Origin of the sequence: Actinoplanes subglobosus, from assembly GCF_042650585.1 — a bacterium.
Classification (GTDB): domain Bacteria; phylum Actinomycetota; class Actinomycetes; order Mycobacteriales; family Micromonosporaceae; genus Actinoplanes; species Actinoplanes subglobosus.
In genome coordinates this window covers 393,004-410,378 of the sequence record NZ_JBHSBL010000020.1, presented here as the reverse complement: position 1 = coordinate 410,378, position 17,375 = coordinate 393,004, and the positions used below count along the sequence as shown (strand labels likewise).

17 protein-coding genes are annotated in these 17,375 nt (G+C 70.7%); 2 read left to right on the top strand and 15 right to left on the bottom strand.

The genetic code is table 11. The features are described 5' to 3' along the window. Positions 1–29: 29 nt before the first annotated feature. Positions 30–956 carry a DUF3500 domain-containing protein gene (locus ACFO0C_RS31060; RefSeq protein ID WP_378070269.1) on the bottom strand — a complete coding sequence of 309 codons (927 nt, stop codon included), beginning with the start codon at positions 954–956 and terminating at the stop codon, positions 30–32. 250 nt (positions 957–1,206) lie between these two features. On the opposite strand from ACFO0C_RS31060, the gene ACFO0C_RS31055 reads away from it, so the two are divergent. Continuing rightward, positions 1,207–2,100, top strand: coding sequence for a serine hydrolase domain-containing protein (locus ACFO0C_RS31055; RefSeq protein ID WP_378070268.1), 894 nt, complete (start codon positions 1,207–1,209; stop codon positions 2,098–2,100). Between the two features lie 197 nt (positions 2,101–2,297). Here ACFO0C_RS31055 and ACFO0C_RS31050 read toward each other — a convergent pair whose 3' ends face one another. The 13 genes from ACFO0C_RS31050 to ACFO0C_RS30990 form a co-directional block, all read right to left on the bottom strand. Next, on the bottom strand, positions 2,298–2,930 hold the full coding sequence (locus ACFO0C_RS31050) for a DUF2461 domain-containing protein (protein WP_378070267.1): 633 nt from the start codon (positions 2,928–2,930) through the stop codon (positions 2,298–2,300). 14 nt (positions 2,931–2,944) lie between these two features. Further along, the gene (locus ACFO0C_RS31045) at positions 2,945–6,217 is read right to left on the bottom strand and encodes an NACHT domain-containing protein (RefSeq protein ID WP_378070494.1); all 3,273 of its coding nucleotides are present in this window, start codon (positions 6,215–6,217) and stop codon (positions 2,945–2,947) included. Between the two features lie 90 nt (positions 6,218–6,307). Beyond that, a complete protein-coding gene (locus ACFO0C_RS31040) occupies positions 6,308–7,120 on the bottom strand; it encodes an HpcH/HpaI aldolase/citrate lyase family protein (protein ID WP_378070266.1) in 813 nt (270 codons plus the stop codon). Then, positions 7,117–8,280 carry an acyl-CoA dehydrogenase family protein gene (locus ACFO0C_RS31035; RefSeq protein ID WP_378070265.1) on the bottom strand — a complete coding sequence of 388 codons (1,164 nt, stop codon included), beginning with the start codon at positions 8,278–8,280 and terminating at the stop codon, positions 7,117–7,119. Before ACFO0C_RS31035 ends, ACFO0C_RS31040 begins: the two co-directional genes overlap by 4 nt. Before the next feature lie 2 nt (positions 8,281–8,282). Next, a complete protein-coding gene (locus tag ACFO0C_RS31030; protein WP_378070264.1) occupies positions 8,283–8,570 on the bottom strand; it encodes a Zn-ribbon domain-containing OB-fold protein in 288 nt (95 codons plus the stop codon). Then, positions 8,567–9,682 (bottom strand): thiolase C-terminal domain-containing protein, encoded by a 1,116-nt coding sequence (locus tag ACFO0C_RS31025; RefSeq protein WP_378070263.1) that lies wholly within the window; start codon positions 9,680–9,682, stop codon positions 8,567–8,569. The genes ACFO0C_RS31030 and ACFO0C_RS31025 overlap by 4 nt, the downstream gene beginning before the upstream one ends. After that, on the bottom strand, positions 9,679–10,059 hold the full coding sequence (locus ACFO0C_RS31020) for a MaoC/PaaZ C-terminal domain-containing protein (RefSeq protein WP_378070262.1): 381 nt from the start codon (positions 10,057–10,059) through the stop codon (positions 9,679–9,681). The genes ACFO0C_RS31025 and ACFO0C_RS31020 overlap by 4 nt, the downstream gene beginning before the upstream one ends. Further along, entirely contained in the window at positions 10,046–10,504 is a 459-nt protein-coding gene (locus tag ACFO0C_RS31015; RefSeq protein WP_378070261.1) for an FAS1-like dehydratase domain-containing protein, read from the bottom strand. Before ACFO0C_RS31015 ends, ACFO0C_RS31020 begins: the two co-directional genes overlap by 14 nt. Then, complete coding sequence (locus ACFO0C_RS31010) at positions 10,501–11,466, bottom strand: RidA family protein (RefSeq protein WP_378070260.1); 966 nt, start codon at positions 11,464–11,466, stop codon at positions 10,501–10,503. The genes ACFO0C_RS31015 and ACFO0C_RS31010 overlap by 4 nt, the downstream gene beginning before the upstream one ends. Next, entirely contained in the window at positions 11,463–12,833 is a 1,371-nt protein-coding gene (locus tag ACFO0C_RS31005) for an MmgE/PrpD family protein (RefSeq protein ID WP_378070259.1), read from the bottom strand. Before ACFO0C_RS31005 ends, ACFO0C_RS31010 begins: the two co-directional genes overlap by 4 nt. Before the next feature lie 125 nt (positions 12,834–12,958). Further along, complete coding sequence (locus ACFO0C_RS31000) at positions 12,959–14,158, bottom strand: CaiB/BaiF CoA transferase family protein (RefSeq protein ID WP_378070258.1); 1,200 nt, start codon at positions 14,156–14,158, stop codon at positions 12,959–12,961. Further along, a complete protein-coding gene (locus ACFO0C_RS30995) occupies positions 14,155–15,225 on the bottom strand; it encodes an LLM class flavin-dependent oxidoreductase (protein ID WP_378070257.1) in 1,071 nt (356 codons plus the stop codon). Before ACFO0C_RS30995 ends, ACFO0C_RS31000 begins: the two co-directional genes overlap by 4 nt. Next, a complete protein-coding gene (locus ACFO0C_RS30990; protein WP_378070256.1) occupies positions 15,225–15,689 on the bottom strand; it encodes a MaoC family dehydratase in 465 nt (154 codons plus the stop codon). The genes ACFO0C_RS30995 and ACFO0C_RS30990 overlap by 1 nt, the downstream gene beginning before the upstream one ends. A 53-nt stretch (positions 15,690–15,742) precedes the next feature. Between ACFO0C_RS30990 and ACFO0C_RS30985 the strand changes: the two genes are divergently transcribed. After that, positions 15,743–16,441 (top strand): hypothetical protein, encoded by a 699-nt coding sequence (locus ACFO0C_RS30985; RefSeq protein WP_378070255.1) that lies wholly within the window; start codon positions 15,743–15,745, stop codon positions 16,439–16,441. On the opposite strand, the gene ACFO0C_RS30980 is transcribed toward ACFO0C_RS30985, so the two are convergent. Then, entirely contained in the window at positions 16,438–17,253 is an 816-nt protein-coding gene (locus ACFO0C_RS30980) for an IclR family transcriptional regulator (protein ID WP_378070254.1), read from the bottom strand. The two genes, ACFO0C_RS30985 and ACFO0C_RS30980, sit on opposite strands and share 4 nt — an antisense overlap. Positions 17,254–17,375 lie beyond the last annotated feature (122 nt).

Here is a 17,375-nt window from a genome sequence, read left to right as displayed (position 1 = left end):
GCCCCCCGCTGTTACTGGTATCAGCAGGGTCAGCTGAACGTGAATTCGCCGCCGTAGTCTCGGGTGTGGTCGCGGTAGACGGTGTGGTGGTGGATCTGGTTCTGGATGACGATGCCGTTCTGGCAGACGAACTCGACCCAGACGCTCGGCCCGTCGATGCGGACGTGGTCGGCGTGGCTGGTCAGGCCGGTCGTGCCGGACCAGGCGATGTAGGTCTCGCCGAGTCCCCTCTCGTAGGTCGCCATCAGCGACGCGGCGGTCGTGTCGTCGGCGCCGGCCACCCACGGCTCGATCGCGGCCAGGACCAGCTTCTCCTGCCCGGCGGTCAGGTCCTTGACTGCCAGGCCGGACTTCTTCTCCGGGAATCTGCCGTCCTCGCCCGGGCCGACCAGGACGTCGCTGAAACTCTGCTCCAGTTTCGCCTTCGCCTGTTCGGCGCCGCTGAGGCTGCCGTTCATGGCGAGCAGCGCCGACCTCATGTTCTCCAGTGGAGCGTGTGCGGTGCCGGAGTCGTCGGTCCAGCTGGTCGGTTCGACGCCGATGAAGAACGGCGAGGCGCCGGTGACCTGGCCGGACTTGTACGACAGGTTGACGGCGAGGTGGTGACCTCCGAAGGGGAGCTGCCAGGCGCCACTGGTGCTCGGCGTGCCGAGGAAGGCGAGGAAGGCGAGGAAGGCGAGGAAGGCGAGGAAGGCGAAGAAGGCGAAGAAGGCGAAGAAGGCGAGGAAGGCGAAGAAGGCGAGGAAGTACGTGCCGCCGGAATAGCCGCCGAGCTTGATGCAGGACCGGCACGTGCCGCCGCACGGCAGGTGGGACCGTGCGGTCGCGTTCTCCGCGGTGAGCTCCAGGGCCACCTTGGACTTCTCGGTGCCGTCGAGGGTGGCGAGAAACGCCTCGGCCGCCTCCACGACACCGGCGACGGTCTTGTCGTAGGACTTGACCGGCTGATCCGGCACCGTCTCGTCGCCCGAGCTGGTGCATCCCCCGCGGCGAGCGTCAGGACCAGGGTGGCGCCGACCGCCCATCGGCCTTGTCGGATCACAGGGAACTCCTTCTACCCCATCGGATGTCCGGCAGATCATTGACAATGTCATTGCCACACCGCAAGAAGCTTCTTAACAGGCCTTATATCGTCAATCACAAAGGATACCGACAGCTTTCTCACAGAATTGTCGATCATCTTTCGGGGCGCGATAGGGTCTGGGCATGACCGACGATCTGCTTGCCGATTTCGTCCGGGCCGACCGGGAGCAGGGCCTCGGGACCTACGGGATCCACGTCCACCGGGAGGGCCGGCCATCGGTCGAGCACCGCTTCCGGTCCGACGATCGAGTCAACCTCTACTCGGTGTCGAAGACGTTCACCGCCGTCGCCGTCGGGATCGCCGAGTCCGAGGGCCGGCTCGGTCTCGGCGACCGGGTGATCGACCATTTTCCGGAGCTACGGCCGCTCGCCGCCGACGGGTTCGAGAGCGTCACCGTGCACCATCTGCTGACGATGACCAGTGGCAGCGGGCACGAGTGGTTCGCCGACCGGCGCGTCGACGCGGCTGATCTGCTGCACGAGTTCGTCGCGGAGCCACTCGTCGCCCCGCCGGGGAGGCGTTTCGCGTACACCGGGAGTGGTTTTTATGCTCTCGGCCGTCTGATCGCCCGGGTGACCGGTGCGAATGTTCGCGATTATCTGCTGCCTCGCCTTTTTCGGCCGCTCGACCTGCACAATCCGGCCTGGCATTGTTGTCCGCTGGGTTTTCCGTTCGCGGAGAGCGACCTTTTCCTGCGGACCGGCGAGTTGTCGCGCTTCGCGCGTCTCCTGCTGCAATCCGGTGTCTGGGAGGGCGAGCAGGTGATTCCTTCCGATTTTGTACGGCGCATGGCCACCGACCGGGTCGACATGAAGGAGGGCGACGCGCACACCGACGGTTACGGTCTCGGCATCTGGCTGGAGCCGGGAGGTGCCGTCCGGATGCACGGCGCCTACGGGCAGATCGCGCTGATCGACGAGGGGCGGCGCGCCGCGATCACCGTGACCGCCCACACCGAGGACGAGACGGCCCAGCTGACCGCGCTGCACGACCTGGTCCTGGCCCGCCTCGACTAGAGGAGGAAGGCCGACGGCGCCGGGGCGGGGCAAGCGGCCGACGGCGCCCGGGCGGGTGAGCGGCCGACGGCGCCCGGGCGGGTGAGCGGCCGACGGCGCCCGGGCGGGTGAAGGCGCCGGGGCGGTGAAGCGGCCGGCAGCGCCGCGCGGTGAAGCGGCCGGCAGCGCCGCGCGGTGAAGCGGCCGGCAGCGGTGGGTCATCGGGCGGATGGGCCGACGTGATGGTCGAGCCACGCACGCAGTGGGCGGCTGATCCGGAAGAAGTCGATGATGCGGTCGCGGGCCGCGCCGGTGCCCATCCACGGGGCCGGCTCCCACTCCTGCCAGGTGGTCAGGCCCTTGTGGCGCAGCAGTTCGATGCGGGGGTGGTCCTTGGGGAAGCCGCGCGGGGCAGTCTTCAGGGTGCCGTGCCCGTGGACCGTGACGCCGGACTTCCCCATGTCGGCGATCAGCGCCTCCAGCGACGGGCCGAGGTGGTCGTCGACGATGGTGCGGCGGTAGCGTTCGAGCTGGTCGGGGGCCATCTGGTACATGCCGCAGCCGGCCGCCAGACCGTCCTGGCCCAGCTGGATGTAACCGCCGAACTCCAGCCAGATGCCGAGGTGGTCCTTGTAAGGGGTCTTGTCGTTGCTGAAGCGGACGTCACGGTAGGGCCGGAAGATCTTGCCGGGGCCGAACTCGGGTTCGAGATCGGCGAGCAGGGCCAGGGCGGGTGCCTTCACCTGGTTCTCGTAGACCGGCAGGTGGGTTGTCCAGTAGGTCTTGGAGTTGTCGGCGGTCAGACCCTCGTAGAACTCGAGGGCCTCGCTCGGCCAGCCACGGAACGTCACCAGGAAAGTCTGCCTCAGGCGGGCGCGCTCTCGACAGCCGGCACCAGGCGCCCGTCCGCGTACAGCCGATGGTTGAGCCGGAGCAGGACGAGGGTCAGCGTCTCGTCCCGGAAGAAACCGTGATCGAGATCCAGCCTCCTCCAGAATTCGACGAAGGTGGGGAGGAGCTCGGCGTCCACGACGTTGCCCAGGGCGCTCACCACCGATCCGAGATCGGGGCCGTCCGGGAATTCCAGCGCCATGACACGAGCGGCGGTCGCCCGGCAGGTGATCACACGGATCGTTTCGGCGTATCGCCGCGGGTCGGTTCGCAGCAACCCGGGACCGAGTCGTTCGAAGATCGGCCAGAGCAGGCCGGCCATGGCGTCGAGCTGCGTTCGCGGAACGAGGCCGGCCCATCGTGCGAAGACGACGGCGTCGAGATCGCCGGACGATGCGGCGCGAGCCAGAGCCGCGCGTACCTCGGCCAGCACGGAATCGGTGAGGCCCAGGTCGACGAGGGTGTGCACCTGCCGGACGAGGAGATACCCGTTGAACGAGTCCGCGGTGAACTGCCGCCGGAACGAGGCTCGCAGGTCCCGGCTTGCCTGGCCGTCGCCACCGCGGGCGAGCAGGGTCACGAGGGCGTCCCGCTTGTCGGGGTCGCCGAAATGCAGCTCGTCGATGGCCTTCCGTAGCAGTTCCGGCCGGGCCGGGAGGCCCGCCAGGAGGTTGTAGATCCACCAGCATGACTGACCGGCCAGTGTGACGAACCTGTCGATCGCCGCGACCTGGAGACTCTCGGTCCAGAATTCCGTCACCCGGGAGATCGCCTCCGGCGTCACGAACGGCGTCAGCGCGAGGACGGTGTCGATGGTCGCGGCCTCGTCTCCCGGCCGGTTGAGGGCGACGACCGCGACCCACGGGTCCTCCTCGCCGACGGGAGGGATTCCCCGCTCGAGGAACCGGTCCAACAGGTCCAGGTATTCACGATGACCATGGTGCATCGCCACATAGGCGATTCCCGAGAGCATCTGCACGGCCGGCAACTTGCGCCTCAGATCCTTGGAGGCGTTCAACTCCACGATGTACGGCGTCAGCGCCCTGACATAGCGGACAGCCGCTTTCCCGTCGGTGTCGCTCAGCACCTTGAGGCATTCACACAGGAGGCTGGACAGGGCCGTGATCCGGTCCGGCGCCATCGCCGAGTCGAGCACCTCGGTGGCGATCCTCCGGGCGGCCGAGATTCCGCGGTCGTGCATTCCCCGGATGATGGACTCCGGGATCATGGTCCATGAGTCGAGGGCGACCTCGTCGGCCAGCGCGACGACGGTGGCCTCCTCCCCGTACTCGCCCAGGGCCCTGGCCATGGCGATCTTGCACTGGTAGTTGAGGGCGGTGGTCTCCTCGCCGAAGAAGGCCCGCACCCTGCTCGCGCTCAGGCCGACGAGGATCCGGCTGGACTCCTCGATGACGTAGCCCTCGTCCCGTTCGGTGAAGGCCACCCACAGGGAGTCGACGATGCCGGCGCGGAGGCCGGCCATCTTGATGCGCGGGGCCGCGAGCAGGCAGTGCCCGAGCAGCAGCAGGTCACGGCAGAGGATGTCGTCGCCGGCCACGATCGGAACCCGCGGCGCCGCCTGCCGGCCGGGGCTGCCGGCGATGCCGAGGAGCAGGTCGGTGGCGTCCGACATCCGGCCGGCCAGGAGCAGCAGGACCTCCTCCCACCACGGATCGTGCCGGTACCGGAGCACGTGATCACGGGCCTCGGCGAAGTGCTCGTTGGCCCAGACGGCCGCCAGATATTCCTGGATGGTCAGGTGCCAGAAGCCGTACCAGCCGGCCGCCTGTTCCCGGAGCAGACCGTAGTTGGCCGCGATCTCTCGCAGGATCTCCGCGGGATCCGCGTCGTCCAGGCCGATGGTCGGCAGGAAGTCGCGGATCATGTCGAGGACTTCCGGTTCAGGGAAGTACCGCTGCCCCCGGACGTGGAAATGCCAGGCGAGTTCCTCCAGCAGGTCCCGTTTGCGGTCGGTGGTGAAACGCGCGTACCGCCGGATCCCGCGCCGGGAGTCCCATTCCTTCAGCAGCACGTCCAGGCAGCGGTGGTAGAGCTCGGACCGGCGTTCCGGGATTTCCAGGTCGTTCTCGTAGACGATGGCGATGAGCGACAGGATCAGCGGGTTGGCGGCGAGTGTCTTCATCCGCACGTTGCCGCCGAGGGAACTCACCAGGTCGCGCAGTTCGCGGTCGCGGCCGGTGAACCAGTTGCCGAGGAACAGTCGGCTCTGCTCCCAGGTGAAGTCGAGGACCTCCAGGACCTGGAACCGGTCCAGCCCTCCGTTGAACCCGGCCCGGCGGCAGGTCACCGCGATCGGCGTCCGGGGGTGACGGCTGCAAACCCGCTCGATCTCGGCGGCGACCTTGCGGTAGGCGTCGCGGGCCTGTTCGGCGTCGGATCCGCCGAGGACCTCGTCGAGCCCGTCCAGGAGCAGGGTGACGTCGCCCTGGTCGAGGCGTTCCCGCAGGTACTCCCCGGCGCCGGTGAACCCGTAACGGTGGACGCACTCACGCACCGCGAATTCGAGGATGTCGTCGAGCCCGCTGTCGATGAACCGGCGCAGCTCGACGAAGATCGGGGTGCCGGACAGGGTGTTCGACTCGTCGCGGGCGATGCGGAAGGCGAGGTGTTTGAGCATCGTCGTCTTGCCGGCGCCGGGATCGCCGACGATGACGACCCGCTGGTAGCGCGACAGCGCCTCTTCGGGCGCCACCGCGTCGGCGTGTTTGGCCACGGTGCGTTCGGCGGTGGCCCGGAGCAGTTCGGCGGGGCGGCCGGCGGCCAGTGCCTCGATCTCCTCGTCGGCGACGTACCGGCGGGACTCGTCCTCGCGGATCCGGACCTGCACGTAGAGGGCCCGCAGGTCGAGTGGCCGGGCCATGTCCAGCACGCGGAGCGCCTTGAGTTCGGAGACGAGCTCCACCTTGTAGGCGGCGGCCGCCTCCGTCGTCTCCCGGCGGGACCGTTCGGCCTCCTCCGCCGCTTCCCGGCGCAGCCGGTCGGCCTCACCGTCGGCCCGGTCGCGGGCGAGCCGGTCCTCGTAGTCGGCCCGTTCCCGGTCCAGCCGGCGCTGGGCTCCCTGGCTCTTCTTCCACTGGATCACGCCGGCGACCAGCCCGATGAGCCCGATGACGGCGGCGATGAACGCCGCGACGACCTCGGGCGACTGCCACACCGAGTCGGCGGCCGCACCCGCCGGGGACGGGTCCGGGCTCGGAGCCGGCGGGGCGAAGGCGAACAGGAACACGGGCAACGACGATCCCTCCGAGGCGCGGACGACCCGGCGTAGTGTCCAGCAGCGACACCGTCCGTGGTGTCGGCTGCCGGACAGCCGGCGCTACAGCGGGTCCATCGCCAGGACGTTGCGGGCCTCCCGGACCACGGCCAGGTCGACCATCCGGCCGCGGGCGTCGAGGCACACCCCGCCGCCGGCCGCCTCGAAGCGTTCGATCAGGTCGCGGGCGTCGGCGAGTTCGCCGGGGGTGGGGGTGAAGACCTCGTGGACGATTCCGATCTGCGCCGGGTGGATGCAGGCCCGGCCGCGGAAACCGAGCCGTTTGAGTGCCTCGGTGGAACGGCGGAGCGCGTCGAGGTCGCGGAAATCCGTGGAGACGGCGGCTGCGGGCGGGGCGATTCCGGCCGCTGCCGAAGCCAGGACGACGGTCGACCGTACCAGCAGAAGCTCTTGATCTCCCGGGGTCACGCCCAGCTCGGCGGCGAGATCGGCTTCGCCGATCTGGAGGCGGGTGACACGCGGCGCGGCGGCGATGGCGGCGGCGTCGAGGATGGCCCGGGGGGTTTCCAGCAGCGGTACGAGACCGACCGCCCCCGCCGGATCGTGCTCGTCGAGGAGTCCGGCGAGTGCCGTCACCTGCTCTGCCGAGGCCTTGGCCACCACCAGGCCGCGCAGAGCGGGCGCGATGACCGTGCGGGCGTCGTCGAGGCCCATCGCACCGGAGTTGACCCGCACCCACACCGGGGCGTCCGCGGGCAGCCAGCGCAGCCACTCGGCGACCGTGTAGCGGGCGGTCTCCTTCTCGGCCGGCGGTACCGCGTCCTCCAGGTCGACGATCAGCGCGTCAGCGCCCCGGTTGAGTGCCGAGGCGAGCATCGTCGGCTGGTTGCCGGGCACGTAGAGGAACGATCTCATCCGATCGCCGCCGCGCCGGACAGGAGCGCGCGGGCGATGACGACCCGCTGGATGTCGTTGGTGCCCTCGCCGATCATCATGAGCGGCGCGTCCCGGTAGAGGCGCTCGACCACGAACTCCTTCGAGTAGCCGTAGCCGCCGTGCACCTGCATCGAGTTGAGAGCGCAGAACACGGCCGCCTCGGACGCGAACGCCTTGGCCATGCCGGCTTCCATGTCGACCCGGTGGCCGCCGTCGGAGCGGGACGCCGCCCAGTAGACGAGCAGCCGGGCCGCCTGCACCTGCGCGGCCATCTCGGCGATCTTCAGCTGGACGGCCTGGAAGTCGCCGATCGGCTTGCCGAAGGCCTTGCGCTGCCCGGCGTATCTGAGGGCCTCGTCGTAGGCGGCCTGGGCGATGCCGAGGGCGCGGGCCGCCACGTTGATCCGGCCGGTCTCCAGGCCGGACAGGACCTGCTGCATGCCGCGGCCCTCGACACCGCCGAGCAGCTGCGACACCGGTACACGGACGTCCTCCAGCAGGACCTCACACGACTCGGTGCCGTGGTAACCGAGTTTCGGCAGGTCACGCTCGACGGTGAAGCCGGGGGTGCCGGCCTCGACCAGGATCACCGACATGCCCCGGTGCGCGGGCGTCGCCGTCGGGTCGGTCTTGCAGAGCACCGGCAGCGGGTCGGCGTGGCGGGCGTTGGTGATCCAGGTCTTCCGGCCGTTCAGGACATAGAAATCACCGTCGCGGTGGGCCACGGTGGCGATTCCCTGCAGGTCGGTCCCGGCATCCGGTTCGGTCAGGGCGATTCCGGTACGCCGGTTGCCGCTGGCCAGGTCGGGCAGATACTTCGACTTCTGCTCGTCCGTGCCGTGCTTCGCGATCAGCCAGCAGGACAGCGAGTGGGAGCCGAGGATGCCGGCCACCCCCATCCAGCCCTTGGCGATCTCCTCGAACGTGAGGGCGAAGCTGACCATGTCGGCACCGAGCCCGCCGTACTCCTCGGGGACGGTCAGGCCGAACAGGCCCATGTCGCGCATCGTCTCGACGATCTCGGTGGGGTAGCGGCCGGCGGCCTCCCACTCGCTGGCGACCGGGCGGATCTCGCGGTCCACGAAGTCGCGCAGCACGTCGCGGAACAGGCGCTGCTCGTCGTTGAGGTCAAAGTCCATCGTCACTCCGTGGTGAATACGGCCGGCTCGGAGCCCGGAACGAGCCGGACGGGCTGGTCACACTGCGGGTCGGTGACACCGACCAGGTGGGTGAGCACGATCGGGCCCTCGGTGAGGCGGACCCGGGCGAGCACGTAGGGTTCGTCGGCCCGGTGCACGACGGTGAAGCTGTCGACGGTGCCGGTGCCGAGCGGTTCGACGTCGACCAGTTCGCGGCTGCCGCAGGTGGCGCAGATCGGGCGCGGGTAGAACTGGTCGGTCCGGCAGGTCACGCAGTGCTGAAGCATCATCGGCCGGCTCCCAGGAGCACCGTGGCGTGGCTGGAGAAGATGCCGCCGGTGCCGTGGGCCAGTGCCGTGGCGGCGCCCGGCACCTGACGTTCGCCGCACTCGCCCCGCAGCTGGCGGACCGCTTCGACGAGCAGCAGCACCCCGAACTGGCCGGGATGGCAGTAGGCCAGGCCGCCGCCGGTGGTGTTGTGCGGGACGGTCGCCGACAGGCCCTCGCCCGGGGCGGCGAAACCCAGCGCCTCCAGGCCGAGCGGCACCGAGATGGTGAACGCGTCGTAGAGCTGCACCACGTCGACGTCGGCCGGGGTCAGGCCGGCCCGGGCGAAGGCGCGGCGGCCCGAGTCGATCGCCCCGGTACGCAGCAGGTCGGGGGCGGTGGCCATGCCGGTGTGGGTCAGCGCCTCACCGTAGCCGAGTACCTCCACCGGGCGTTTCGGCAGGTCGCGGGCCCGCTCGAGGGACGTCATCACGATCGCTCCGCCGCCGTCGGTGACCAGGCAGCAGTCCAGTCTGCCGAGCGGGGAGGAGATCGTGGGCGCGTCCAGAACCTCATCGACGGTCAGGGGCCCCTGGCCGTACGTCCATGCCCTGGGGTTGATCTGAGCCTTCGCCCGGGCCGCCACCGCGACCGTCGCGAGGTCCGCGCGGGTCAGACCGTGCTCGTGGAGGTAACGCTGAGCGACCATCGCGTAGTAGGAGATCGGGTAGAGCGGGCGGTACGGGGCCTCCCAGTCGGCCTCCGGGGTGCCCTCGTCGTAGGTGGCGGCCAGCTTCCGGTTGCGGGCCGAACGCTGGTCGGAGGCGTAGGAGATCACCACGGTGCGGCATTGACCTGCGGCGATAGCCTGGGCGGCGCGGGCCACGTACATCTCGAAGACCGCTCCCCCGGCGAACGTCGAGTCGCACCAGGACGGTTGCAGGCCCAGCCAGTCGGCGAGCTGGGTGGCCGAGAAGCGGGAGATGCCATTGGTGGCGAGACCGTCGACATCACCCAGGGTGAGACCGGCGTCGTCGAGGGCGCGGGTGACCGCCTGGGTCTGCAGCTCCAGGATGCTCTTACCGGTCCGGCCGAGGTCGCATTCGGCGGCGCCGACGATGGCGACGCCGGTCATGGCAGGTGGACGGTGGCGCTCGCCGGGGCCACCGCGATCCGGCCGGTGATGGTCTCGACGCGCAGGTCCACCTCGATCCGGCCGTCCACCTCGCTGGTCACCGTGCCCAGGCAGCGGATGGTCTCGCCGGCGAAGACGAGGTTCCTGAAGCGGAGACTCAACCCGGTGATGATCGCGTCGGGGCCGAACCACTCGCGGAGCGCGATCGCGAGGTAGGCGCCGAAGACCTGGCCGTCGACCACCGGCCGGTCCAGATCCCGTTCCCGCAGATACGACATGTCGTAGTGGAGCCGGTGCCAGTCCCACGTCGCTCCCGCGTAGGCGATCATGTCCGGCAGCTCGATGGTGCGCTCGAAGGTCAGCTCATCGCTCGACATAGATCAGCGTCTCCTCGTTGACGGCCAGGAGCCGGTCGTTCTGGTCGGTGTAGGTCGCCTCCGAGATCACCACCAGCATCCGCTTGCCGGATCCGGTGACCCGCTCGGTCATGCCGGCGAGCCTCCAGCGGGCGGTGATCACGTCCTCCGGGCCGACCGGGCGCTCGAAGCGGTAGGAGTTGCCGCCCCGGACCAGGCGGGTGCCCGGGACCTCCAGGTGCCAGCCGTGCCCGGCGTAACCGTCGGCGTCGCGGGGCAGGTTCGCGTACTGGTTCGTCTCGCAGATCAGCGTCGGCGGGGCGACGTCACCGGCCAGGTGCGACGGGTCGGTGTCGCCGGTGGCCAGCGCGAAGTAGCGGATCGCGGCCCGGCCCAGTGGCTCCGGGGCGGTGTAGACCCGCTCCTCGCCGATCCGGGCTTCGAGGGCTTCGGTCAGCAGCGTCATCGGAGCACCGCCGTCGGGACCGTCTCCAGCAGGAACTCCGGCCGCAGCAGGGCCGAGCAGACCACCGACGTGACGACCGCGTTCGGGAAGTGCCGGTCCCGCAGGGCGGCCGTGCGCGGGTAGTCGGCGACCGCCGCCGGCGTCAGGTACTCGACCAGGTGGACGACGTTCTCGCCGGTCGCGCCGGCCTCGGCCAGCACCGTCTCGATGCTCCGGTAGATGAACGCGGCCTGCCCGGCCAGGTCGTCGTCGTGGATCGCCCGCTGGCTGACCGGGTCCAGCGCCCCGAAGCCGGCGAGGAAGACGCTGTCGCCGGCCCGTACCGCCGGCTTGTAGGTGAGCGTGTCGTAGCGGGCCCAGCCCGGGTTCAGCGCGGTCAACGGGCCGTACGCGGCCACCGCGTCCAGGGAGACGGCCGCGCCGGGCGCCACCGGGACGTCGACCAGGATGCCGGCCGCGCCCGGGTGCACCGGGCCCGGACCCAGCAGCTCCTTGCGCGGTCGGCCGCAGCGCGGGTACTCGGCGCGCGTCGCCGTCGCCGTGTAGTCGACCGTCCGGACCAGGGCGCCCGTGTCCAGTCCGGCCTTTGCCAGCAGGGCCGCGATCCGTTCCAGGCACCAGCGGTACTGGTCACGGAAGTCGCCGTCGGTGGTGTGCACGCTCGGCAGGAAGACGATGCCACCGGCCGCCCGGAGCACGTCCTCGCCGTCGGTGATCAGGTCACCGCCGCCGGGATGGGTCACGACGGCGACCGCGTACGGCGCGTCGTCGCCGGCGATCGCCTCCACCGGGACCCGCGACACCGGCACCCGGTGACCGCCGAGCGCCGCGAACCGGGCCGCGTCCAGGAACGCCGGGTCGGCGAGGGCGGCGGCGGTCACGTACTCGGTCACGTGGACGACGTCGGCCGGGGCCACGCCGAGGAGGTGGTAGCCGGGCACCGCCGGCAGGTACGCGGTCACTTCAGGCACCCTTCGATCGCATCGAGCAGGGCCACCGGGCCGTCGGCCGCGAAGACAGCCGGGGCGCCGGGCCCGAGATTCGCTGTGGCTTTGGTACGCACTCCCCCGCCGGCCGAACGCTCCACGCGCGCGACCCGGCCGTCAGCGGCGACGATGCCGGGCGCGTCGGCGGCGACCACGCCGGCGGCGCCGGTCTCCACGGTGATGCGTGCGGCGAGCGCCAGGACGTCGGGGCGGTCCAGGTCCTCGAAGGTGTCGAGGTCCACCCAGCCGTCGACGATCATCGCGGCCACGCACCAGTAGACGCTGAACTTCGCCTCGTAGGCGCTGCGCGGCCGCCGCTTCTCCGGGCCACCGACGATCGGGACGGCGTCCGGGTGCAGGGTCACGGTCAGCGCCGACGGCATCGAACCGGTGAACTCGCCGGCCGCGTCGATCGAGGCGTGGGTGAGCTGGCAGGCCGGGTACGGCTTGATCCCGATCCGGGTCGCCTCCCACCGCCCACCCCCGCGTGGTGACGGGCGGTCCGGATCGGACCACGGCTCGGCACGCGACGGTGCGCCCTCGCCGCGTGGTGACGTGAGGTCCGGATCGGACCGCGGCTCGGCACGCGCGGTACCGGGCAGATCGCCAAGGAGGACGGTGGCGTCGGGGGCACGGCCGGTCATGGTGCGGAACAGGCCGTACTCGCCGTCGAGGGCTCCGGCCGGGCCGGTGGCTCCGGCGGCGGCGAGGCGGGCGGCGAGGATGCCGTTGGCCGCCGCGGTGCCGGGATGCAGCTGTTTCGTGCTCGCCGGGCTGTGCAGGAACTCGAGCAGGCCACTCGCCCCGCTGGCCGCGATGCCGATCGCGTGGGCGAGCCTCGTCTCGTCGAGCCCGATCAGCAGTCCGGCGGTCACGGCGGCGCCGATCACCCCGCACATCGAGGTGGCGTGCAGGCCCCGCGCGTGGAATCCGTGCGGTGCCGCGGCGCCGAGACGGCAGACGACCTCCAGACCCGCGGCCAGGGCGGTGATCATGTCGCTGCCGCGGGCTCCGGTCTGCTCTCCCACGGCGAGCGCCACGGGTACGGTCACCGCGCTCGCATGCACCAGCCCACCGGCATGCGTGTCGTCGAAGTCGAGGGCGTGCACGGCCACGGCGTTGCCGAAGGCCGCGGCCACCGCACCGACCCGCTCCCCGGTGAACAGCCGTGCCTCAGGCGGCCCGCCGAGCCCCCGGGCGACGGTGAGGGCGGGGTCGGCGGCACCGCGCCGGATACCGGCGACGGCACAGCCCACGGCGTCGATCAGGTGCTCCCGGGCGGCGTGGACGACGGCATCCGGCAGCCCTCGCCGGTCAAGCCGGGCAGCCCATCGCGCAAGCACGACAGCGGCAGGTTCACCCGGATTCGAATCAACATTGATTCGGTCAACATTGACGGCGTCAATGTTGACCGAATCAATGTTGACGGCGTCAGCGTTGACGGCGTCAGCGTTGAGGGCGCCGGGGTTCATTCGGGGGCCTTACCGAAGGCTCCCGCTTCACGGAGTCGGGTCAGCTGGGTGTCGTCGTAGCCGAGCAGGCCGGCCACATAGGGCAGGTCCTCGCCCCGGCGCGGGGCGCGGCGGTAGACCGGGGGTTCGGTGCCGACCCGGACCGGTGAGGCGACCTGGCGGACCGTTCCCCAGTGCGGGTGCTCGGTCTCGACGATCAGGCCCCGGGCCAGCGTGTGCGGGTCGCGCAGCGCCGCGGCGACGTCGTTGACCGGGCCGCACGGGACACCGGCCGGTTCTAGCAGGGCCAGCCAGTCCGCGGTGTTCCGGGTCGCGAACGTCTCCTCCAGCAGCGGCAGCAGCTCGCCGGCGTGGACGCGGCGGCCGGCGAACGTGGCGAACCGCGGATCGGTCAGCGCCGGCACACCGAGGACCGTCACCAGCCGCTGCCAGAACTTCTCCTTGGCGCAGCCGACCACCACCCACCCGTCGGCCGACGGGAACAGCTGGAACGGCACCAGCGACGGGTGCGCGGAGTAGCGGGTGCGGGCCGGTTCGAACCCGGCGTTCAGGTGCCAGGCGGCCGGGTAGGTGAGCATGCCGACCGCGGTGTCGAAGAGGCTCAGGTCGCAGTCCATGCCGTGGCCGTCGCGGCGGGCCGCGTGCACCCCGGCGAGCAGGGCGATCGCGGCGACGAAACCGCCGGAGTAGTCGACGAGGGACAGGCCCGACTTGGCCGGTGGTCCGCCCGGTTCGCCGGTCAGGTCCATCCAGCCGGCGAGGCCCTGCAGGATGTAGTCGTAGCCGGGCTGCGCGGCACGCGGGCCGGTCATCCCGAAACCGGTCAGCGAGCAGCACACGATGCTCGGATTGATGTGTTTCAGCTGGTCGTACGTTATGCCAATCTTGCCGGGGACGTCGCCGCGCAGGTTGGAGTACACGGCGTCGGAGTGGCGGACCACGTCCTCGAAGACCTCCCGGCCGGATGCCGTGGAGAGGTCCAGCGACAGCGAGCGCTTGCCGCGGTTGAACGTCTCGAAGAACAGCGAGTCCTCGCCGTCGGCGTACGGCGGCACGTAACGGCCGACGTCGCCGCCGGTGCCCGGCTCCTCGATCTTGATGACGTCGGCGCCGAGGTCGGCCAGGTGCACCGAGCCGAACGGGCCGGCGCCGTACTGCTCGACGGCGACGATCCGGATGTCCTCAAGTGGCCTCATTGCACACTCCCCACGAGGTCGAGCAGGCGGTCCTGGGCATGCCGCACCTCGCCGGCCGGCAGACCGTAGGAGGGCGGGGAGAGTTTGATCGCGTCGGCCAGCCCGTCGTACTCCTTCAGCCGGGCGAGACACTCCTGGGCGGTGCCGGCGATCGTGTACGCGTCGACCATCTCGTCGGGGATCAGGTCGCCGAGGTCGTCGGCGGGCCGGCCGGCGCGCAGGGCGGTGTTCGCGGCGGCGCAGACCGCACCGAACCCGGCGGCGCCGAAGGTGTCGGCGTAGGAGCGGACCGAGGCGTAGAAGCCGACGACGTTGGCGGCGCGGCGGCGGGCGACGGCCGGATCGGGGTCGACCGAGCAGCAGGCCGCGGCGACCACATCGAAAGGCCGCACACCCGCCGGGCCGCGGCCGGAGTCCCGGACAGGCCGGATGCCGTCACCGCCGGTGCCCGGGTCAGGGCGGACGCGGGCGCGGCCGGCCTCCAGCGCCGGCCGGATCCGGTCGCGCAGGTCGGACGGCGGGCACAGCTCGTGGGCGATCCACCCGTCGGCGACCTCACCGGCCAGCGCGACCATGGAGGGGCCCACCCCGGCCAGGTAGATCGGGATGCGGGCGCGGACCGGCGGGTACGGCCGGCGCCATCCGCGGACCCGGATCGACCGGACACCGTCGTGGACGATCGGGTCGCCGCCGGCCAGCACGGCCCGGATGATGGCGACGGTGTCGCGCAGCCGGGACACCGGGCGGGCGAACTCGGCGCCGTGCCAGTCCTGGTTGAGGCGGGCCACACCGGTGCCCAGGCCGAGCCGGAACCGTCCCCCGGAGAGTTCGTCGAGGTCGGCGGCGGCGAGGGCGGTCAGCATCGGGCTGCGGGCGAAGGCGAGCGCGATGCCCGTACCGACGCCGAGATCCTGACCTGTCGCCGCGGCCAGGGCGGCGGCGGTGGTGAAGGCGTTGCGGTGCAGCTCGGGCGCCCAGACGACGCCGGCGCCGGCCGACTCGGCGGCCCGGGCGGCGGTGACCAGCTCGGCCATCGTCTCGCCCCACGGCTGCACGTCGAGGCGCATTACGCCGCCCCTGGCCCGTGGCCGCGTTTGTAGGTGAGCATCGTGCGGGTCCAGGTGATGACGTCGACGCCGTCCTGGTTGAAGCCGGTGGTGAAGACCTTGACGATCCCGGCGTACGGCCGCGACTTCGACTCACGCAGGTCGAGGACGATCGACTTGGCGTAGATGGTGTCGCCGACGAAGACCGGGGCGGGCATGGTGATCTGCTCCCAGCCGAGGTTGGCGAAGGCGTGCTGGCTGACGTCGGGAACCGACAGGCCGGTCACGATGGCCACCGTGAGCGTGGAGTTGACGAGCAGTCGCTTGTACGGCGTCCGTGCCGCGTAATCAGCGTTGAAGTGGCTCTGATTGGTGTTCAGCGTCAGGAGCGTGAACCACGTGTTGTCCGTCTCGGAGATGGTGCGGCCGAGCGGGTGATGGTACGTGTCACCGACGGTGAAGTCTTCGTAATAGCGGCCGAGCATGCGGCGAAGCTAGCACTTGTTTCGCACAGTGAAAAGGTGTTTCCATTGGCCGCATGCTCGAGATCTTCCTCTACCTGCACATCGTGCTCATGGTCTTCTGGCTCGGCGGGGACCTGGGGGTCTTCTACTCCAGCCGGTACGTGATCGACTCCTCGCTGACCCCGGCCGCCCGCCACACCGCCCTGAAGATCATGCTCGGGCTGGACCTCGGGCCGAAGATCTGCCTCATCCTCTTCCTCCCCAGCGGCCTGACCCTGATGTCGCTCGACGCACACGGCGCCTCGGTCTGGGGCATCCCCCTGCTGCCGTGGTGGCTGCTCGTCCCGGCCTGGATCGGCGCCTTCGTCTGGGTGTGGCTGATGTGGACCGACCACCACGAGCCGGGCGCGCACCCGACGGTCAAGCGGATCGACTGGGCGATCCGGATCGCGGTGGTCGCCGGCATGTTCGCTGCCGGCGTCTTCACCCTGGTCGCCGCCGAGCCGTTCGGTGTCACCACGAACCCGAAGTGGTTGGGCGGCAAGGTCGTCCTCTATGCGTGCGCGATCGCGGCCGGGCTCGGCATCCGGCGGCAGCTCAAGCCGTTCGGGCCGGCCTTCTTCGGCAGGGTGATGGCGGGCACGGCCGGCGACGAGGACAACGCCGTGGTGAAGAGCAGTGTCAACGGCTGCCTCCCCTACGTCTGGGTGATCTGGGGCTCGGTGCTCCTCGCCGGGCTGCTCGGAGTCGCCAAGCCCCTGGCGAACCTCTAGGCCGCGTTGCGGGGCTGGTAGCCGAGCTGCGCCGAGATCCGGCCGGCCGCTGCGAGGAGGTCGGCGACGGCCTGCTCGGTGTCCGGCTTGAACCGCAGCGCCGGCCCGGCCAGGCTGATCACGGCGACCACCCGGGCGTCGTGGTCGAAGATCGGGGCGGCGATCGACGCCGCTCCGGCCTGGCGCTCCCCCAGTGACGTCGCGTAACCCCGCCGGCGGATGGCGGCCAGGTCCTTCCGCAGTTTCGCCGGGTCGACGATGGTCTTGTCGGTGACCGCCTCGAGCGGGTGCCGGGAGACGTAGGCGTCCACCTCGAAGTCCGGCAGGAACGCCAGGAACGCCTTGGACGAGGCGCCGGCGTTGAGCGGGAACGGGATGCCGAGGCTGACCTCCAGTCGCAGCTCCTGGTCGGGGACGACCTGGTCGACGTAGAGCCGGGTGTCACCGCGGCGCAGCGACAGCGTCGCCGTCTCGTGGGTGCGCTCGGAGAGGTGCTTGAGCTCGGGCGCGGCCATCGCGCGCACGTCGGTGCGGGCGAGGTAGGCCCGGCCCAGCGCGACGGCGGCGTGACCGAGGGCGTATCGGCGGGTGGCCGGGTCGACGGTGATCAGCTCGCGGCTGCGCAGCGCGGTGAGGATGCGGTGCACGGCGGCCTTCGTCAGGCCGAGCGCGGTGGCGATCTCGGTCACCCCGAGGTCGGGCTGATCGGCGCGGCCGAAGTAGAGCAGCACGTCCATGGCCCGCTCGACGGCGGCGATGGAGCGCGACTGGCTCTCTTCCTCGCCAGACGCGGGAGACGAAGGCGTTGGCACAGCGAAACCCCCATGGAACAGGTACGGAACAAACCTTGCCGAACTCTAGCCTGCCATTTCGCACAGCGGAACGCCGTACCGTTCCGCGGTTGACATGGCATCGGCACGTCGTTACGTTCAGC

Bases quoted from the DNA above. Each gene is read 5' to 3' on its own strand.
- ACFO0C_RS31055 (WP_378070268.1), top strand. From the start codon at position 1,207: ATGACCGACGATCTGCTTGCCGATTTCGTCCGGGCCGACCGGGAGCAG.
- ACFO0C_RS31040 (WP_378070266.1), bottom strand. From the start codon at position 7,120: ATGAGATCGTTCCTCTACGTGCCCGGCAACCAGCCGACGATGCTCGCC.
- ACFO0C_RS31035 (WP_378070265.1), bottom strand. From the start codon at position 8,280: ATGGACTTTGACCTCAACGACGAGCAGCGCCTGTTCCGCGACGTGCTG.
- ACFO0C_RS31030 (WP_378070264.1), bottom strand. From the start codon at position 8,570: ATGATGCTTCAGCACTGCGTGACCTGCCGGACCGACCAGTTCTACCCG.
- ACFO0C_RS31025 (WP_378070263.1), bottom strand. From the start codon at position 9,682: ATGACCGGCGTCGCCATCGTCGGCGCCGCCGAATGCGACCTCGGCCGG.
- ACFO0C_RS31020 (WP_378070262.1), bottom strand. From the start codon at position 10,059: ATGTCGAGCGATGAGCTGACCTTCGAGCGCACCATCGAGCTGCCGGAC.
- ACFO0C_RS31015 (WP_378070261.1), bottom strand. From the start codon at position 10,504: ATGACGCTGCTGACCGAAGCCCTCGAAGCCCGGATCGGCGAGGAGCGG.
- ACFO0C_RS31000 (WP_378070258.1), bottom strand. From the start codon at position 14,158: ATGAGGCCACTTGAGGACATCCGGATCGTCGCCGTCGAGCAGTACGGC.
- ACFO0C_RS30995 (WP_378070257.1), bottom strand. From the start codon at position 15,225: ATGCGCCTCGACGTGCAGCCGTGGGGCGAGACGATGGCCGAGCTGGTC.
- ACFO0C_RS30990 (WP_378070256.1), bottom strand. From the start codon at position 15,689: ATGCTCGGCCGCTATTACGAAGACTTCACCGTCGGTGACACGTACCAT.
- ACFO0C_RS30985 (WP_378070255.1), top strand. From the start codon at position 15,743: ATGCTCGAGATCTTCCTCTACCTGCACATCGTGCTCATGGTCTTCTGG.